This is a genomic window from Neobacillus drentensis, assembly GCF_036965245.1.
In the GTDB taxonomy this organism is placed as follows: Bacteria; Bacillota; Bacilli; order Bacillales; family Cytobacillaceae; genus Neobacillus; species Neobacillus drentensis_G.
The window spans coordinates 56,720-76,426 of record NZ_JBALPG010000025.1 but is presented as its reverse complement, the minus strand read 5'-3'; the positions used below and the strand labels follow the sequence as shown (position 1 = coordinate 76,426).

General features: G+C 34.3%; 15 protein-coding genes and 1 pseudogene. 4 read left to right on the top strand and 12 right to left on the bottom strand.

Annotated elements, in window-relative coordinates; translation table 11 throughout:
• The first annotated feature begins 4 nt into the window (after positions 1 to 4).
• A complete protein-coding gene (locus tag V7150_RS07355) occupies positions 5 to 1,033 on the top strand; it encodes a 2-hydroxyacid dehydrogenase (protein WP_335515580.1) in 1,029 nt (342 codons plus the stop codon).
• 238 nt (positions 1,034 to 1,271) lie between these two features.
• Here V7150_RS07355 and V7150_RS07350 read toward each other — a convergent pair whose 3' ends face one another.
• The 11 genes from V7150_RS07350 to yeiL all read right to left on the bottom strand — a co-directional run bounded on the left by V7150_RS07350 (position 1,272) and on the right by yeiL (position 14,915).
• Positions 1,272 to 1,994 carry a response regulator gene (locus V7150_RS07350; protein WP_335515578.1) on the bottom strand — a complete coding sequence of 241 codons (723 nt, stop codon included), beginning with the start codon at positions 1,992 to 1,994 and terminating at the stop codon, positions 1,272 to 1,274.
• Positions 1,987 to 3,612, bottom strand: coding sequence for an ATP-binding protein (locus V7150_RS07345; protein WP_335515576.1), 1,626 nt, complete (start codon positions 3,610 to 3,612; stop codon positions 1,987 to 1,989). Before V7150_RS07345 ends, V7150_RS07350 begins: the two co-directional genes overlap by 8 nt.
• 190 nt (positions 3,613 to 3,802) lie before the next feature.
• A complete protein-coding gene (locus V7150_RS07340; RefSeq protein ID WP_335515572.1) occupies positions 3,803 to 3,925 on the bottom strand; it encodes a hypothetical protein in 123 nt (40 codons plus the stop codon).
• Between the two features lie 766 nt (positions 3,926 to 4,691).
• A complete protein-coding gene (manA, locus tag V7150_RS07335; RefSeq protein ID WP_335515570.1) occupies positions 4,692 to 5,642 on the bottom strand; it encodes a mannose-6-phosphate isomerase, class I in 951 nt (316 codons plus the stop codon).
• Positions 5,643 to 5,674: 32 nt separating this feature from the next.
• Positions 5,675 to 6,850 carry an MFS transporter gene (locus V7150_RS07330; RefSeq protein WP_335515566.1) on the bottom strand — a complete coding sequence of 392 codons (1,176 nt, stop codon included), beginning with the start codon at positions 6,848 to 6,850 and terminating at the stop codon, positions 5,675 to 5,677.
• 207 nt (positions 6,851 to 7,057) lie between these two features.
• Positions 7,058 to 9,727 carry a glycoside hydrolase family 38 C-terminal domain-containing protein gene (locus V7150_RS07325; protein ID WP_335515563.1) on the bottom strand — a complete coding sequence of 890 codons (2,670 nt, stop codon included), beginning with the start codon at positions 9,725 to 9,727 and terminating at the stop codon, positions 7,058 to 7,060.
• Between the two features lie 204 nt (positions 9,728 to 9,931).
• The gene (locus V7150_RS07320) at positions 9,932 to 11,035 is read right to left on the bottom strand and encodes a PTS fructose transporter subunit IIC (protein WP_335515560.1); all 1,104 of its coding nucleotides are present in this window, start codon (positions 11,033 to 11,035) and stop codon (positions 9,932 to 9,934) included.
• A 27-nt stretch (positions 11,036 to 11,062) separates the two neighbouring features.
• Entirely contained in the window at positions 11,063 to 11,374 is a 312-nt protein-coding gene (locus V7150_RS07315) for a PTS fructose transporter subunit IIB (protein WP_335515558.1), read from the bottom strand.
• Between the two features lie 16 nt (positions 11,375 to 11,390).
• Positions 11,391 to 11,873 carry a PTS sugar transporter subunit IIA gene (locus tag V7150_RS07310; protein WP_335515555.1) on the bottom strand — a complete coding sequence of 161 codons (483 nt, stop codon included), beginning with the start codon at positions 11,871 to 11,873 and terminating at the stop codon, positions 11,391 to 11,393.
• 5 nt (positions 11,874 to 11,878) lie between these two features.
• A complete protein-coding gene (locus V7150_RS07305; protein WP_335515553.1) occupies positions 11,879 to 13,873 on the bottom strand; it encodes a BglG family transcription antiterminator in 1,995 nt (664 codons plus the stop codon).
• Between the two features lie 370 nt (positions 13,874 to 14,243).
• Positions 14,244 to 14,915 carry a transcriptional regulator YeiL gene (gene yeiL, locus V7150_RS07300; protein ID WP_335515551.1) on the bottom strand — a complete coding sequence of 224 codons (672 nt, stop codon included), beginning with the start codon at positions 14,913 to 14,915 and terminating at the stop codon, positions 14,244 to 14,246.
• A gap of 81 nt (positions 14,916 to 14,996) precedes the next feature.
• Between yeiL and V7150_RS07295 the strand changes: the two genes are divergently transcribed.
• The gene (locus tag V7150_RS07295) at positions 14,997 to 16,169 is read left to right on the top strand and encodes an MFS transporter (RefSeq protein ID WP_335515548.1); all 1,173 of its coding nucleotides are present in this window, start codon (positions 14,997 to 14,999) and stop codon (positions 16,167 to 16,169) included.
• A 691-nt stretch (positions 16,170 to 16,860) separates the two neighbouring features.
• On the opposite strand, the pseudogene V7150_RS07290 reads toward V7150_RS07295, so the two are convergent.
• Positions 16,861 to 17,145, bottom strand: a pseudogene (locus V7150_RS07290) (VOC family protein); the annotation flags it as partial.
• A gap of 279 nt (positions 17,146 to 17,424) precedes the next feature.
• Between V7150_RS07290 and V7150_RS07285 the strand changes: the two are divergent.
• Both V7150_RS07285 and gntK read left to right on the top strand, forming a co-directional pair.
• Complete coding sequence (locus V7150_RS07285) at positions 17,425 to 18,156, top strand: GntR family transcriptional regulator (RefSeq protein ID WP_283920918.1); 732 nt, start codon at positions 17,425 to 17,427, stop codon at positions 18,154 to 18,156.
• Positions 18,149 to 19,693, top strand: coding sequence for a gluconokinase (gene gntK, locus V7150_RS07280; RefSeq protein WP_335515545.1), 1,545 nt, complete (start codon positions 18,149 to 18,151; stop codon positions 19,691 to 19,693). The genes V7150_RS07285 and gntK overlap by 8 nt, the downstream gene beginning before the upstream one ends.
• Positions 19,694 to 19,707: the final 14 nt, after the last annotated feature.

Genomic DNA, 19,707 nt, shown 5'->3' with positions numbered 1-19,707 from the left:
AATCATGGCACTTAAAGTAGTTTGTTACGGTGTACGAAAAAACGAAGTTAAATTCTTCAATCGACTAAATAAATATAACTTTGATTTGTATTTAATAGAAGATTTATTAAATCATGAAAATATTGATACAGCCAAGGGAATGGATGCTGTTGTTTTAAGAGGAAATTGCCTGGCAGACGAACAAAATATTAATAAAATGAAAGAGTATGGGGTTAAATATCTGTTTACACGAACAGTTGGTTATAATCATATTGACTTACAAGCAGCCGCAGATTGTGATATGCATGTAGCAAGAGTTCCTTCATACTCTCCGAATGCTATCGCTGAGCTGTCATTAACACTTGCAATGTCTCTATTAAGACATACTGCTTACACAACAAACAGGACCGCTCAAAAAGATTTCACTGTAGATGGCGTTATGTTCAGTAAAGAAATTAGAAATTGTAAAGTCGGTATTCTTGGTACTGGTAAGATTGGTTTAACTGAAGCGAAACTGTTCAAAGGACTAGGTGCCGAAGTTCTTGGATATGATTTATTCCCAAGTGATGAAGCGAAAAAACACGTGACCTTTATGGAATTAGACGATTTGCTAAAAGAGAGCGATATCGTAAGCTTACATGTACCTTATTTTCCTGGAAAAAATGATAAAATGGTAAATGCTGATTTCATCGCAAAAATGAAGGATGGTGCCATTTTAATTAACACCGCTCGTGGCGAATTACAGGATAATGAGGCAATTCTAGAAGCACTTCAATCACATAAACTAGAAGGCTTCGCAACAGATGTCTTTGCAAATGAAGCAAGTATTTTCTTTCAAAAATTTGATGGAAAGAAGAAAAATCTAGACCCAACAGTAAAGGCTTTAGTAGATTTGTATCCTCGTGTTCTTGTTACACCGCATGTAGGTTCAAATACTGACGAAGCACTATCTAATATGATTGAAACAAGCTTCGAAAACTTAAACGATATGATCACATTAGGCACAACACATAATGCCATCGACTTACCTAAAAAACGTGAGCTAGTTTTTTAGAAAACCGCTACGTGTCATACTAAGGTAAATTGAATGTACCCGGTGAATAAACAGATTTCCTATTCTTAGTTCTTATCCGTAACTTTTAAAGAAAAGCGCAAGCTTCCTTTGCGCGGCGTATAGACTGGAGCGTCAAGTTATCTTCTCCACTGCAATTTTTACTTTCTTAACATACAAAAAGGATCTATTTCACCCTTCGTTATACGAGAAACGAAGAGCTGAAATAGATCCTTTTCATTTATTTAAACGACTTAATTACATGCTCTTTCTCTGGGACAATCTGATAAACAGTAATGGGGCGCCCGACTGTTAAATACTTTAATTCTTCCCTTAGATAGCCCAGTTCATTTAAGTACAGTAAATATTTTTTTGTTGAAATACGTGATATGTCAATTAACTTTGCAATATCTTCTGTTGAGAAATAACCCGTTTGTTGCTCTACAACACGTAAAATCTTCTTTAATGTTAATTTGGATAATCCTTTTGGCAGCGTTGAAGCTAAATCATCATCAGAATGCAATGACGGCTTTCCTTCTTTTATTAATAATTGATCCAGTGTCTCCTGATCTGCTTCCTTTAATTTAGTAGTTAATGAATAATAATGACTAAATTTCTCCATAGCAAGTTTAAATCTTTCATAAGTGAAGGGTTTAATTAAGAAATCAATAACGCCATACTCAAGAGCTTTTTTTATTGTAGGAATGTCATTTGCTGCTGTAATCATAATAATCGGTATGGAAAGCTGTTTTTGACGAATAGTTTGTAAAAATTCAATTCCTGTTTCTCCTGGTAAGTAAACATCAAGTAAAATTAAATCTGGTTTATTTTTATTAAGTACATTCCATAATTCAGATATACTCCTAACAGATGCAACTATTCTAAAACCGCCATAGCGCTCAACAAATTGTTGATTGATCATGGCAACCATAGGATCATCTTCTACTATGATGACTTCAATCATTGCTATTCCCCCGTTTGTAAGGCACTTCAATCCGGAAAATACTCCCTTTTCCAAGTTTTGATTGGACGTCAACCATTCCATGATACCGGTTTACAATTGATTGCACAGCATCTAAGCCATAGCCTCTTTTTTCACCTTTAGTTGAAAAGCCTCGTTCAAATATCTTTTCTAATAATTCCTCTTCAATACCTTCGCCTGTATCTTGTATTTCACAAATGATTACTTCTTCGTCTTCATCATAGCATAAAAAGAGTCTTACTTGTTTTTTTACGGATAACGCAACCGCTTCTTTGGCATTATCTAATAACACACCCATTGATAAAAGAAAATCATGAAGAAGCTCACCCATTGTCATATTTGGAAATTGAGAATCTGAATCTATTTTTAACTCTACACCTTGCTCTTTTAATTCACTCGATTTTCCAAGTAAGAAACCCGCAACAGCAGGGGATTTTATTTTATCCGTTACAAATCCAATCTCATGACGATAGTCAGCATTCAATACTCGAATAAAATGAGTAACATCCTCATATTTCCCTAATTCGATTAAACCTAGTATCGTATGCAGCTGATTCATAAATTTATGATTTTGTGCACGTATAGAATCTACATATTGTTCTGTCCCACTCAGTTCTCGAATAAGCTGCAGCATATCTGATTGATCCCTAATGGTGGCTACTGCTCCATAAATTTTTCCTTTTACATAAATAAGCTTAATACTCACAATTAGCTCTAGCTGATTAACGACAATTACACGGTTGGAAATCGATTCTTCTGTTTCAAAAACTTCTTTAAATAACAGGGAGAAGATATCTTTAGTAAGATAACCATCCTGCATATACTCTTCCGTAAATTTTGCCTTTTCCATAACCTCAGAAAAATTATGGTTATACAGAAGAACCTTTTGATCTGGGGCAACAGCAATAATCCCTTCACTAACTGAATCTTTAATGATCTCCCGTTCTTTCATCCTTGCAGCAATTTGCTTTGGCTCAAGTCCTAAAAGAGTTTTCTTTAGTTGATTAGCTAAGTACAAAGCTCCTAATAATCCGACAAAAAGACCTACGCCTAACCCTATATAAATGGTTTTCTGAGCATTCCATAGCTCTTGGTTAATCGTTTCCTGTACATAACCTATACAAACTATTCCTACTTGCTCGCCCTTCTCATTCCATATTGGAGTAAAAAAACGAGTACCTTCTCCCAATATACCTTGTTCTCTTGAATAGTGTTCAACACCATTACTTGATTTTCTAGCATCTTCAATATTTGAAAACGGTTTTCCTATTACACTCTTATCAGGATGTGATAAACGAATGAACTGATTATTGAGTACAACAATAAAGTTCACCTTTGTGTTTTTCATTACGTCCATTGTATAATCTTGAACAATAGAACTAAACGAATCGCTGCTTACTTCACTAATTACACGAGGATCCTTTGCCACTACTCTTCCTATATCTTTTAGTTTCTCTTTTACCATCTCATTTTCTCTTTGAATCACATACCTATGTAAAAGTGCTGCTGATGCTACCAATGAGACGAAAACAGACAATAATACAAGCAATGTCGTCATTTTTTTTAAAGATAGTCTTGATAGCCATTTTCTTTCAATCATCGTCAAAATCCCCTATATTTTTTATGATATTTATTTTAGCAAAAGTTGAAGGTATATATGATGGAGAATTGTCAACAAAGCGAAACCTTAATAGTGTTATCTTTTAAGATGTTTATATACGAAACAAAAAAGCAGCCATATCCGTCTGCCAATTCCCCCTTTTATGTTAACATCTATGTGATGATTAGACCTACCCCGCAATCGCTCGGCTTACATAATGTACATAATGCTTGGATGCTATATCAGGTTCGCGGCATAGAGCTGCACTTGACTTACAATAATCATTCCGTTCAATCGTAAAAGCCGTGTCCATATGCTATTCATTTCATATAAAAATAAAAAGTCGACTCCTTTTAATCCTATTTTAAAGTGCATCAAAGTCATTTTTCATATATAAATAAGTACATTTTCTAAAAAGAAATATAGAACTCGAAACAGGTAGTTTTTTCTCTATTAAAGCAGCTTTATTTGAAAGTTTAAGAACTAAGAGAGTGAAGAGTCGTATGGCGGGAGTTTGCTGTCACATCAAACAGTCTATTGAAAACTCCTAACTGGGAATTGTTTTAATATTAGAAAATTAAAGGAATATGTAAAAGGGATGAGAGAATTAAATAAAAGCCAATCTTGATTGCCCTGTCTGAATGAGGCCTGCTTTCAGACTTGATCTTGCTTTTTTTGCCTCGCCATGTCCAAATGCGACCCGTATTCAGACTTGTTCTTGCTTTTTCCACCTTGTCCTGTCCGAATGAGACCCGCATTCAGACAGGATTTTGCTTTTTGTACCTTCCCCTGTCCGAATAAGACTCGTATTCAGACTTGATCTTGCTTTTTTTACCTTGACCTGTCCGAATGAGACACGTATTCAGACAGGATCTTGCTTTTTTCCCTTCCCCTGTCCGAATGATACTCGCATTCAAGCTCCAGACATAAAACCCGTAAGAAATGATATGGTTTCAGGATAATTAATGCGGAAACCGCTTCTATTTATGGTAAGGTTCTTCATAACACATCTAATTGAGGTTTTAGGATTAAATTAAAAGTTTCTGCAAGTCTACTATTCTTCTCTATCTAGTAATGCTTTATACATGTGCTACCATACACGTCATTTTCCCATTAAAAACAAATTCACCAAATTTATCTGGAAGAAAGAAGTGCATTCCTTTAGATAAAATATACTTTTCTCCATCCTTTTCTAATGTACCATTTCCTTCAATAACACTATATAAGCAAAATGGATTTATTTGCTCACAAGTAAAGGCTTCATTTATTTCATATTTTTTAACCGTAAAGAATTCACTGCTTATCAATGTTGTTATTATGTTTGAATTTATTTCCTTTTTAATAATGGATGTCTTTGTATTTGTAAAAGGAACAGTACTTACATCAATTGATTGCTTTATGTGTAAATCGCGGTACTGCCCATTTTGATCTTTTCTATCATAATCGTACAATCTATACGTTGTATCTGAGCTTTGTTGTACCTCTAATACTACCGTTCCTTTACAAAGAGCATGTATTGTTCCACTTGGTACATAAAAGAAATCACCCTTCTTTATTTTCACCTTTCGAAGAAGTTTATCCCACAGTTTATTATTTATCATCTCTACTAATTCTTCTTTTGTTTTTGCATGATGACCATAAATAAGTTCTGAATCTTCTTCACAATCAAGAACGTACCAGCATTCTGTTTTTCCTAGTTCTCCGTTTTCATATTCATTTGCATATATATCATTTGGATGAACTTGAATAGATAAATCAGCATTTGCATCTAAAATTTTTACTAATAATGGAAACTTATCACCTTGTAAATGACCGAACAATTCACGATTCTTATTCCATAATTCACTTAACGTCTTACCTTTATATACCCCATTCATAACAATAGATTCGCCGTTTTTATGTGCTGATATGGCCCAGCATTCCCCTACCTGATTACCTTCTATGTCATAATCAAACATCATTTGGAGCTTTTTCCCACCCCATATCCGATCTTTAAATACTGGTTGTAAAAATAATGGTTCATTTTTCATCTTTTTATTACTCCTTATTAGTCCATTATTCATTATGTAACTTCTATTACCATTTCTGATTTATGGAAATTTTTTAATCTAAATAACAAGATTGAAACCATAATTATTCCAAATGGAAATAAATAAATTGCAACATTAAATGTTAATAGGTTTACAATGTGCCCAAATGCAAAATTGAAAATAATATCAAAAATCGTTGCAGCACTGACAATAATACTTGTGGCGTATACAATTGCCTTTGGAAAATACTCTTTAATTAATAAAATTAACCCTGGATAAATAATAGAGAAAAACAAACCTGAGCTAGAAATTAACAAAGCGCCTTTATTTGTAAAAACTACACCGAAAATATATAGAAAAGATCCAAAAATGGAACATAAAAATAAGACAGAAATAATATTAAATTTGTCCATTAAATATCCACCAAACAATCTTCCTACTGTAATTAATACAAAGAATAGTGATAATAACGATGTACTTATTTCGAAATTCATTCCTAATATTTCGTTTGTATAGGATACAAAGTAGTTCATCGTGCCGTGCTCTGCGATAAAATAGAACCCAAGCAATAAAATAAGCATGCTTCCTGTCTTAGAGAAGATAATTTCTTTCCAGCCAATAGAATGATTCTTTGTTCCCATTTCAACTTCTAAAGTCGGTACATCGATAAAGTGATATATTGCAAGAATAAGAATAGATACAATAGCAAGCATTAAATAAATAATGCGCCAATTATCATTTGTAGATAAAAAATACCCTATTCCTGTTTGACTTAAAGAAACTCCTAATCCGTAAAAAAAATGCAGCAAATTAAGTAGTATTCCTTGATATAAAGCAAAGACCAGAGGTGTTGTAATATTTAAATAAATATTAATATATGCCGCTGAACCTGTAATAAAAAAAATAGATAAAATAAGAGCTATGTATGATTTAGCTATTGTCATTAGCAATAATGATAAAATAAAAATAAGTAACCCTATTTGAATTACCTTCTTGGCCTTTAGTCTCTTACCTAATTGACCAGCCAATAATGTAAATACAAGTACTCCTCCATAACTAATACCTACTAATGCCGATGACTGTTCTTTCCCTAATGAAAAACTATTTTCATATATAGGTAATAAAATCCCTCGTAAGCTATCAGAAACTGCTAAGGTAAGCATTGTAATAAAAAATACGCTAACTGACACAATATGTTTTCCCTTCATAAGTACCCCTTCTATAAAATCCTTCTTGATTTTCCTTATATTTTTTAATTAAATTGCATATTAAAAGAGTCTCCCCTAATAGATTCAGAAAACAATCATTTATTACCTTTCCTTTTATTATCGCTAATAAAGGGTTGTTTTCGAGGAGAGACTCTAATCAAATAATTATCGCGCTGTTATTATTTTTAACTATTCTAGAAGAATAGATTAGAATTTTACTTTGTAAGTTTGAAATTCTGATGGGCGAACATTTGAAATGCAAATCATTTTATTCTCTAGCTTCATTTGTTGTATTTCCGCTTCTTCCTTCGCATTTGTCATTACAACCTCTTTTGCAAACGGAAGATTAATTTGTACATTTTCCACATTTGCTGACCCTGTATTATAAATACGGAAGACAATTTCGTTACCTTTTTCAGCTTTTTTCATCGTACTTAAAATAATGTTTTCATTTTTTATTTCAATAAAGCTTTGACTTCGTGGTAATTTGCCGCCCGATGTTTCTAAAATCTGATTATAATAAGGGCTTACACTAAATAACTTTGATTCACGCCCTACTAATCCTTCACTATAATTACCATCGTGGGTAAACATACTATAGTCACATTCAAAAATACCTAGCATTTGTCCTTCTTTAACTGTTAGCTCTACACCACTAACGCGTCCTGGGCGAATATTTATATTTGTTTTTCCTAAATGCCCAACTGCACGTAATAATGTTAAAGCAATTGTGCTATTATCTATGATTTCATACTCAGGCAGCCCTTTATTTAAAATACTAACGCCTAGTTTTCCATCAGATAAATCAACAAATCCTTGTTGAGGATAAATTGGAAGTGGCTTTTCATTGTATCCTTTTTCTTTCCAGTCTTTCACATCAATATTGTTTGGTCGAGCTAATACACCGAAGTGATCTTCTGCGTGTGAATATTCACTATATATTGCTGTCGGGAACATCGCACGGATTCTATGATTAGATGCTTTATTTTCAATCTCAGAGTGAATATCTACACGTTTTGAATTAGCACGTAATGTATAAGTAAACTTAAATCCACAAGTTATCACTTCTTCACTACGTATATCTATTTCATGATTTAGTTCTTTCGGAACGACTAAATCATAGTGAACATCGTATGCCACTTCATACGCATTTTGATGTTTTAATTCAATTGTTGCTTCTACATTTCTTGAATCAACAGTAACATCACAATTTGCTGGCGCATAATTGTACTCATCTCCAGAGTCTCCCTCATCAACGATGACGTTACAATCTTTAAACCACGTTGCATTTTGCTTGTTAAAAATATCAAAAGAACCGTTCGTATTGATTTTTATCTTTACATATTCATTTTCCATTCCATTTTCAAAAACAGATACCTGCTTATCTAATTCTTTTGTAGATAACTTTACATCTTGAATATCTAAAACACTATATCCGCCAGCTGGTAAAAAGTTTGCATTTACTAAAATGCGATTACGATATACCCACACGCGCTTACCTTTCATGGCTACATTAATATTCATTGTTGCCAAATCAAATTTTTCTTGGGAGTTAATTTCGTACGTAATTTCTTCATTTTTATCATCAACTAATTTAAAATCTTTAGAATCAGTAAAACATTCAAGTTCAATAATATCGTTTCGTTTAAATGGTAGTGTATTGTACACTAATAATGGTTTTCCGGTAATAGTAGAGTGATCTAAGTTATGCTCTACAAATTTTGTATTCATTCGTAGTACTGCTCGATTAATTTGTTCTACTTTCTTAATACGAGCCGATACGTCATCGTGCACTTCATCAGTACAACATGTACAAATAGAATCATGTGTATGATTTTTAAATAAGTTTTTCCAGGCTCCATTAATGACTTCATTCGGATAAATGCCTCCGAAAACAAATTCATTTTGGCACCCTTTCCCTGCTATATATTCAAAGCTCTTAATTGGTTCTATAATTTGCTCTAACTGAACTTCTTGCAGTTTATTTCCTTGTTTAATATCCATACGAGAAGATGAAATACCAGCATGAATTCGCATATCCTTTGAATTTCGCAACTCACCTTTTAATATCCCTAATTCTTGATTTTTAGCATCTTCTTCTAAACAATCAAATAATCGTTCAAAGTTACTAAGCTCCACTATCACATCTTTGTTTTCTTTTTCCCATTTTTCATTTATTTCTTTAACTAAATCTGTCATCTTAGGATGTAACGCTGCGTGATCTGAACCTGACATTAATAAAATATTGTCGCCAGGAAAACGACTTTTAATGCGTTTATACGTTTCATCTAAATGTGCCTCTGCCTCATTAGCTGTAAAGGGTAAATAACGGTTGTAACCATACCCTAAAGGTAAATGTAATGTTACTATTTTCGTTCCGTCTGCACCTTCCCATAAAAATAGTGCATCATCTGTATCATCCCATGAAACACCTCGCCAGATGATTGTTTTTTCTAAGCCCAGTGATTTCATTATTTGAGGTATTTGTGAAGCCTGTCCAAAGGAGTCTGGTAAATATCCAAGCTCCATTGAATGACCAAATCGTTCAGCAATTGAAATACCTATTAATAGATTACGAAGAACCGATTCACCACTTGCTAAATACTCATCTGGCTGTGTATACCAAGGACCAACAAATAATCTTTTTTCTTTAATTAATTTCTTTAATCTTTCTTCATTTTCTGGCTTAATTTTAATATAGTCTTCTAATAAAACCGTTTGCCCATCTAGTGTAAAAAATGTGAAATCTTCATTTGTTTCTAATACATCTAATATATGATCTACAACATGTATTAAACGAACACGAAATTCTTCAAACGTTTTATGCCATTCTCTATCCCAATGTGTATGGTTAACTAAATGTAATGTTTTTTTCATTCTAATTTTGTAGACAATCATTCTTAATGTTTGTCTATATCCTCCAACTTATTTATAAGACTAATTATTCTGTTATTTTAGGCTTTGTTAAAGTACAACGTTTATAATGGCTCTTATTTGTTTCTTTATAAAATCAAACTGTATTGGAAACAAAACCTTTATAAAACAAGGAGCTCAAAATGATAGAGCTCCTATATATTTTTTTTATGCGTTTACAAAGTCTTCTTCATCATCCATATAGAATTCTTCTTCTTCCTCAACAGCACCATCTTTTCTTAAAAATATTGTTGCTGCTGTAATAAATCCTGCCCCAACAGCAATTGCTAAAAGGTAAATTGGCCAGTTTTGTACAGCAAACCATCCATAAAAACCACTAATTGGTGCTTCATTGACTGCTCCAAACCCTACACCAATACTAGCTGCTAACGCACAACCAATAACGTTAATAGGAATAACCTTAAGTGGTGATTCAACTGCGAATGGAATTGCTCCTTCACTGATTCCTACTAAGCCCATGATTAATGAAGATTTACCGGCTTCTCTTAAACTACTATTATATTTTGATTTTGCGATAATTGTTGCTAACCCTAAACCGATAGGAGGTACAATAATTGCTATTTGAGCTGCTGTGTTTGGCGCATAAATACCAGATGCTAATAGTGCCATCGCTGTTGTAACAGCTGCTTTATTTACAGGACCACCTAAATCAAAACCAACCATAGCACCTACAATTGCTGCCATAAAAATAAGGTTTCCACCAGATAAACTTGTTAGCCAGTTTTCCAACCCAGTATTTAAGTTTGCAAATGGAATACCTACAACATAATTGATCATTAAAACAGTGATTAACGTACCAAATACAGGAACTAAAAATACCGGTACAAGTGAAGAAGCAACTTTAGGAACTTTTACATATTTTTTAATTAAATAACATGAGTAACCTGCAATTAATCCTGCTGCTAATGCTCCAAGAAATCCAGCATTTAAGTTTTTAGCTAACATACCACCAATTAAACCAGGTGCAATACCCAGCTTGTCTGCTACTGAATAAGCAATAAATCCTGAAATTACTGGTAACATTAGTCCTAAAGCTAAGCCGCCAAATCCATCTAAACTGTGAAATAAACGAATTAGACTATTTGTACTTTCTGCATGAGAGGCATCCCATATATCAGTAATGTTATAAAAATTTGCACCAATACGAGCAACTGCCATTAACATAGCACCAGCAATGACTAACGGTATCATGTATGATACACCTGTTAATAAATGTCTTTTTAAATCATTTAAAAATTGCTTCATTGTCATAATGTTCCCTTCTATAGGTAATTATTTTTATATTTGACTAATTGCTTCTTCAATAATTTTTTGTGCATTTTTAATTGGTGCAGCAACCGGAACTTCAATACATTTTTTCCCTTTAAAACGTTCTGGCTCACGAACCTTTGTATCTACCGCAAAAATAATTACATCTGCAACAGCTACTTCACGATCTGTAATTTTATTCTCTATTCCTGTCGCACCTTGTGTTTCTACCTTCATAATGTGCCCCATTTGTTTTGCTGCTTTTTTTAATGCCTGAGCCGCCATAAATGTATGAGCTACCCCCGTTGCACATGCTGTAACTGCCAAAATTTTTCTTCTCATTGTACTTACCTCCAAATTAAATAAATTGTTCTTCTATTTCTGCTTGTTCATTTAATATTAATGCATCATAGATTTCTTCCTTTGTTGTGGAATCTAGTAATTTACTTACAAAGGCTTCATCTATTAACTGACCTGCTAGTGTTGATAAAATTTTTAAATGAGTATCATTTTGATCTTTTTCTTCAATTGCTAATAAAAAAATCAATTTTACTGGTTTTTTATCTAGTGAATCCCAATCAATGGCATCTTTCACTTTAACGATGATACAAGAAGTCTTCTTTACGGCTTGTGATTTGCCATGAGGTATTGCAATTTGTTGCCCTACACCTGTTGTGCTCTGTTCTTCGCGTGCAAGAACAGATTGTAAAAATTCTTTATCACTACTAACAATTCCCATCTGATACAAAAGTTCTGCAAGTGATTGTAAGCATTCATTTTTACTGTTAGCTTCAAAATCTACTAAAATAGCTTCTTTATTAAAAATTAAACTTAAATCCATTATGATTAATCTCCTTTGTTATGCATTAAAAATGAATACATCTCATTACTATTTCGAATTTTTTTCACTTTTTTAAGCCATTCCTTGCTGGACGTCCAGTTATGGATAGATAAATACACATCTTCTAATTCATTTAATACTTCGTGATTTACCATGATTAAAAAAATCACCTGAACTTCTACATCATCCCAATCGATAGGATGTTCTAACGTACATAGTAAAATGCCTGGTTTAGTTACATATTTGGGATTTGCATGTGGTAACGCAAATGGTGCATTAGCCGTGCTGCCCTTTTCTTCTCTTTTTAAAACACTTTGTAAAAAGGTAGGTTGCACATATCCTTTCGATAAAACATACTCAGACAAATAAGATAATACTTCTTCTTTCGTATTTACATTTACATGAGGTAATAACAGTTCTTGTTGAAACAATTGATTTAGCACTTTATTTTTTTGAGTATTTTCTTTTACTTTGGCAATTTTATGTGAAAATTGACGAACCTTTTTTAAATCCGCAGCTGAAATGAAAGGAGATATTTTAATTACTTCATGCTTGGTGTTAGTTAAAGAAATAGATGAGATAATAAAATCAATATCATGTCGGTTCTCATAATCAGAAAGATTTATTACTGAAATAACATCTACAATTTCAATATTGGCAAAGTTATGTTTTATTTTAGTCGCTATTAATTGAGAACTGCCTAAACCCGAACTACATACTACTAACACACGAAGTACATCTATTTTTTGCCCCTGTTTAGTTCGTTCCATAGCTCCGCCAAAATGTAATGCCAAATAGGCGAGTTCATTATCATCAATTGTTATATTGTAGTAATCGCATAGTACCTTTGAACAAATAGAAGCAACTTGAAATGCTACTGGATACTGTTTCTTTATTTCCTGGGTATATGGATTATGAATGAATAATCCATGTTTTAATCTTTCAATGGCAGGCCTTAAATGTAACAATAATCCTTTTCTACATTCATCATCTAAGTAAATTGACATACCTAAATACCAACTTGCCTCATCTAACATCCCATTTACTACTTCATGTAAACCTTTTGTCTGTACATTTGATTCAATTAAGTAATCAACATTTTCCGTACTGATAAGATTCGCCTTTGATCCTATTAGATGAAGTGTAATATATGCACTTTCACACTCCGGAAAATTTACATTAAAAATAGATTCAACTTGTTTTACAAACTGTTCAGATAACTGATATTCTTTATACAACTTCAGACTATCTAAATCCGCACTTTGGATTGAATTTCCATCTTTTACACGTTCAATTGCTATTATGATATGAACAATTAATGATACGTACGAATAGTCACTTAACTGATACCCCATTTTATTTTCAAGATTTTTAACTTCCTTCATTAGTTGTTCTATTTGAAGAATTGAGATATCCTTTAATAAAAATTCATCTAGTAAAGAATATAATTCACGGGCATCTATTTCACTGCTAAGCATAATATGGCGTGATTCTTGATTAGATAACACTCTTGAAAGAAGACTCCGTAACCCCACTTCACTTCCTTGTAATTTCATTCCACGATTGGGAGTTTTAATAAGTTTTACTCCATACTGAATAAGTAATTTTTCAACTTGAACAATATCGTTTTCAATTGTTTTTTTACTAACAAAAATTTCATCTGCTAACGCATGCATCGTTACATATGTAGAATTATTTAATAACCGCTTCATTATATAAATCTGACGCTGTTCTGGAGAGTTCGGAACTACTTTTTGATTACTTGTAGTAATTTGGAGGATTGTTTTACTGATGTCCTTACTTCCTTGAATTGAAATTCCGACACGCGGTTTTCTAATTAATTCCAATTCAAACGCCTTCAAAGTACTCTCAAGACTATTTAATTCCTTAATAATAGTCTTTTCTGATATACCTATTACTTCTTTAATTTTCTTAATCGTAATACATTGCTCATCTAAAAATAATCGAAGAATTTCTTGGCCTCTAGAGGTTAATACCATTACTTTTCATCCTCCTCATGTCTAAATAATATAGTATGAAACGCTTTCAAAAAACCTAATATATTGGATTAATAAATATTGGATATTTTTCTACAACAACATTAATTCCCTTATATTATTACCTGATAGAGAATTTTATTGTTTTCTTAAACCAAATCTATGTTATTTTCAAAATCTTTTAATACGTTATTTCGACTAATAAAAACAGCCTTAACCAAGTATTATAAATGGTTAAGGCTAGCTTTCGTATTTACTTATGATACATTTCTCCGCGATTCTTCTAAGTAAGGTTCTTTAGATTAAGGTTTCTATAGGTGTAAACGTCTGTTCTTCTAATTTGATTTACCACTATTTGTTAATCGCAGGTTAGTTATTTATTCCTCAACATATTAGCAAGTTCATATATGGGTTTGTGCTGCTGAATGCGATAGTGACGTCCTTCCTTTTGCAAATACCCTTTATCGCAAAATTGTGCAAGCACATGTAATAAGTGTCGATAGGAGACGCCTAAAAAATCACAAACAATTACGTGTTTCTCCTTATAGACCTCTTCATCAGCGGTTTGCAAAATAAAATCTGCAAGCCGATTTTCAAGCGGGAAGGCTAGACTTTGCGAATACTTTGCAGAAAATTTTGTTGCTTTTACACTTAAAAACTTGGTTAATTCACGTAGAAATTTCGCATCTTCTAGCATTTGAGCGCGATAGCGATGAAAAGGAAGCGCAAAGCAAATGGTCTTAGTGGATGTTTGAATCCCTTTTGTATAGTACACCTCATTTAATAATTCCATTTCCCCAATATAATCATTCGTGTTGATAAAATTAATTAAGGAAACCTTCCCATTTTGATGCGTTACATAAGTTTTTGCTTTTCCTTCAATGACATAAAATAAAAAATCCGGTCGCATGCCTTCTTGAATAATCCATTCATCGCGTTTATATTCATGCACTTCTATAAACTCTTCTATCGGAAAAGAAAATAAATGCGCAATGGAGTACTCCTTCAAATACCTTTGCCTTTTCTCATTTTTATAAATTTCCATAATCCACCCCAAAAATATGAGATATCTCATATTATTGTACGTATCTCCATGATATCATGCAAACAATGAGGGGGATACAGAATGAACACACAACGCTGGATGAGTAGACAGTTTTTTAGTTTTTATATGACATGGGGCGTTTTTCTACCCTATTGGACTGGATGGATGATTCATACAAAAGGGCTTACGGTTTCACAAGCTAGTTTGATTATGAGCTTAGGTTTGGTTGCAAGAGGCCTTTCTACATTAATTGCGTTTCCTTATTTATCGAGGAAATTTAGCAGTAAAACCTTATTAAATGGGATGGCAATCGGCACACTAATTGCCATTCTGTTTAGTATTCCAGCAAGTTCCTTTGTTAGCTTACTTGTGGTAACGTTACTTTTGCATTTTTTTTACCCAACGTTGATGCCTGCTTTAGATAGCGCGGCTGGCGTACTTGCGCAAAGTAATCAATTAAGACATTACGGGAAGAGCCGCTCGTGGGGATCCATCGGGTTTGTTGTGGCCGGTATGATCTTAACCGTCTTTACAGGGACGTTTGGAGATGAAGTGATTTTATGGGCGCTGTTACTCGGCACATTGGTATTCGTGTGTCTTGGTTTTATGCGTGCACCCGTTGTTTTATCTGAAAAACCGCAAGCAGATCAAACAAAAAGAGGCGGTATGCTGAAATTATTTCGTATCAAAAACTTTGGTTTGGTGCTAGTCATTGTGATTTTACTGCAAGCGGCACACGCTTCTTATTACAGCTATGGCTATATTTTTTTACAAGAAATCCATGCACCTAAATATTTAATTGGTGTGATTATTAACATTGCCGTGATTGCAGAAATCATTTTCTTTTCCATCGCAGATCAGAGATTTCATAAATTTTCAGTAGGCTCCTTACTGACACTAGCAGCACTTGGTTCATCCGTACGTTGGATATTAATATTTGCCTTTCCAAATGTTATTGTTTTCTGTATCGCGCAAACATTGCATGCATGCTCATTTGCAATGGGGCACTATGCCTTTATGAAATATTTAATCAAAAATATTCCACATGCGCAGATTCCGAAAGTACAAGGCATGTATTCTGCGCTGGCACTTAGCTGGAGTACTGCGGTGTTCACGATGTTCGGCGGTTATTTATACGAAATCGAGCCAAGATACGCCTTTATCGGGATGATTGTTTGTACCATACCGTCGATGCTGCTTGCGCTTGTATATCGGAAATTGGAACATAAAAAGGAAGCAGCAGTTTCTATTTAGTTTGTTTATTTAAGACTATACGAAACATAAATTAATCTTATCTGCCGCGCAAATCTTCGGATATTCAAGCTGCGTCATGTTCTCGTTTTGCCCTATGTTTAAGATCATCATCGAGAATTAGATCATACTGGTTTATTATAAAACGGGGATATCTCAAAAGGGTCTGACCCCTCACTTAACACTCAATATATTGCAGGTTATTAAGAAGTTCAGCTATATACTGTAGGTTGAGGGGGTTGACACTTTATTCTGGAACAGCCCCATTAATTTTATTTAATACATCCTTTACTACATAAATCCTAGCTCTTTTTTTCACCACTAAAAAGAACGCATACAAGGACACAACCCTCATTTATTTATGGTACCGTTCACCGTAGCCTCTCTAACTGCGAATTTTAAAAAAAGAACCTTCAATCCAAAGATAGAATCAAAGGTTCTGTGTTTTATTTCCAATGATATTCTATAATTTACTCAATTCCTTAAGTGATTTTTTTATTTTATCTCTGTTTTTTTCAATCATTGCTTTTCAAGCTCTTCATCATAGAAACGATTACCATTAATGAAAAATGTTGCTTAAACTTTTTCCTTCAATACCTTGGTTTCTACATCCAATGAATTAACTAAAGACAGGCTCTTTTTCGAATAGACCAAGCGTCTGCGCTGTTGAAGTATGAATTTCGTGCAGAAGCTCTGGGTTTTCCATTAGTGACACGCCATTTTCCTTCAACGTTATACGTTTCCATTACATTCTCACATTCAAATACAATCGACACCTTCATTCCTTCTGAACCCTGCATCATGCTTTTTGGATAGAGTACTAACCGGGTTTGGACTCCTTTAGGCGCTACCTCTAACCAGAATATAGTTGGTCCCATGGGACGATCAGCCGTTACCTCAAATCCGGCTTTCTTGTCCAAAATTCCTTTGCCTTTTGCTGATCTTCCACATAAACTGCGACAGTACCTAAATTCTTAATCCTTTCAATCCTCCTATATAGGTGTTCTCAATCTTCACTCTGATTACTTCACTTCATCATACCAAACTCCTTAACCACTAGAAAACGGCTGATATTTCCTTTTATAATCGTTTCACGTGAAAAATTTATCAGATCGATAGAAAAGAGAAAATGATGGTTAGGGTTCTAACAAATTTCGACAGAACCCATAAATAGATTAATAAAAGCGCTTGCAAAATAAAACATTTCTGTTATTATACTTGTATACAAGTATACTTGAATAATAAAGAAGGTGGATTTATGTCCGAATCAAGGGAATTTTTATATCCTGAAAAATGGCTTTCAAAAGCCTCAGCTGGAGATCGCGTGGCATACGAACTTCGAATGCAGATTATTTCTGGCATGATTGAAAGCGGTACCATCTTATCTGAAAATAAATTAGCAGCAGATTTTTCTGTAAGTCGTTCACCCGTCCGGGAAGCATTAAAAATACTGGCTTCCGAAAACATAATCCGATTGGAAAGAATGGGTGCTGTTGTCATAGGTTTATCCGAAAAAGAAATTGAAGAAATCTATGATGTCCGGTTATTAATAGAAACGTTTGTATTTGAACGGCTTGCACGAATGGAGACGAGTGAGTTAGTAAAAGAACTTAGTAAAATCCTTGAAATGATGAAAGTTGCGATAAAGTACTGTGATGCAGATGAGTTTTCCTTCCAGGATGTTTTATTCCATGAAACGATTATTCGGGCCGTTAATCATTCCTATATCCTCATGATTTGGAATAATTTAAAGCCGGTTATGGAAAGCTTCATACTTTTATCGATGCGTGGCCGATTCAAAGACAAATATGATGACTTCACTCGGATTATCAACAATCATGAGCTTTATATTGAAGCCATCAGAACAAAAGATAGAAACCTTATGATTAAGTCCTTGCACCAAAATTTTGATGACGTGCAAGGTAAAGTAGAGGACCTTTGGAGGTCACAACAAATGCTTTCAAAAGGAGTCGTTCAAGAAAATGACTAGCTACATGTTAGGTGTTGACATCGGTACCACAAGTACTAAAGCTGTATTATTTACTGAAAAAGGCGAAGTCATTCAAACAGAGAATATCGGTTACCCTCTTTACACACCCAATATTTCAATAGCCGAGCAGGATCCTGAAGAAATTTTCCAGGCTGTGTTACAGGCTATTTCGAACATAACGAACAAGCATCCCAATAAGAAGCTATCGTTTATTTCCTTTAGCAGTGCGATGCATAGTGTCATTGCCATAGACGAAAATGACCAGCCACTCTCGCCTGTTATTACGTGGGCTGATAACCGCAGTGAAGCATGGGCCCATAAAATAAAAGATGAATTGAATGGGCATGAAATCTACAAACGAACAGGAACTCCGATTCATCCTATGTCACCATTAACGAAAATAGCATGGATCGTAAATGACTGTCCTGAAATCGCTGTCAAGGCTCAAAAGTATATCGGAATTAAAGAATATATCTTTAAAAAATTCTTTGATCAATATGTAGTCGATCATTCCCTGGCATCCTGCATGGGGATGATGAATCTGAAAACACTGGATTGGGATGATGAAGCATTAAAAATTGCCGATGTTACACGGGATCATTTATCGGAACTCGTCCCGACAACTAAACGATTCAACAACTGTAATCCAGTGTTAGGGAAACAGATGGGGATTGATCCAGAAACACCTTTTGTCATTGGGGCAAGCGATGGGGTCCTCTCCAATCTCGGTGTAAATGCGATTAGAAAAGGTGAGATTGCGGTCACGATTGGGACAAGCGGTGCAATTCGAACCATCATTGATCAACCGCAAATCGATGAAAAAGGAAGAATCTTCTGCTATGCATTAACCGAAAAGCATTGGGTCATTGGTGGACCGGTAAACAATGGTGGAATGGTTCTACGCTGGATCCGGGATGAATTTGCTTCAGCAGAAGTTGAAACGGCGAAAAGATTAGGAATTGATCCGTACGAGGTTTTAACCAAGATTGCTGAACGCGTGAGGCCTGGTGCAGATGGATTGTTGTTCCATCCCTACCTCGCAGGGGAACGTGCACCACTATGGAATCCTGACGTCCGCGGCTCCTTTTTTGGATTAACTTTGTCACATAAGAAAGAACACATGATTCGTGCAGCATTAGAAGGAGTTATATATAACTTATATACCGTATATCTAGCCTTAACTGAATGTATGGATGGACCTGTAACCCGGATTCAAGCAACAGGAGGCTTCGCAAGATCGGAAGTTTGGCGGCAAATGATGTCCGATATTTTCGAATCTGAAGTAGTCGTACCAGAAAGCTACGAAAGCTCATGTCTCGGTGCCTGCATTTTAGGGCTGTATGCGACAGGAAAAATTGACTCCTTTGAAGTTGTTTCTGAAATGGTCGGCAGCACCTACAAACACACACCTAAAGAAGAGGCCGCTAAAGAATATAGACAGTTACTGCCGATTTTTATTCATCTTTCCCGAGTATTAACAGACGATTATACTCGGATTGCCAACTATCAAAGAAGTTTATTAAACACAACAATATAAAATTTTAGGGGGAA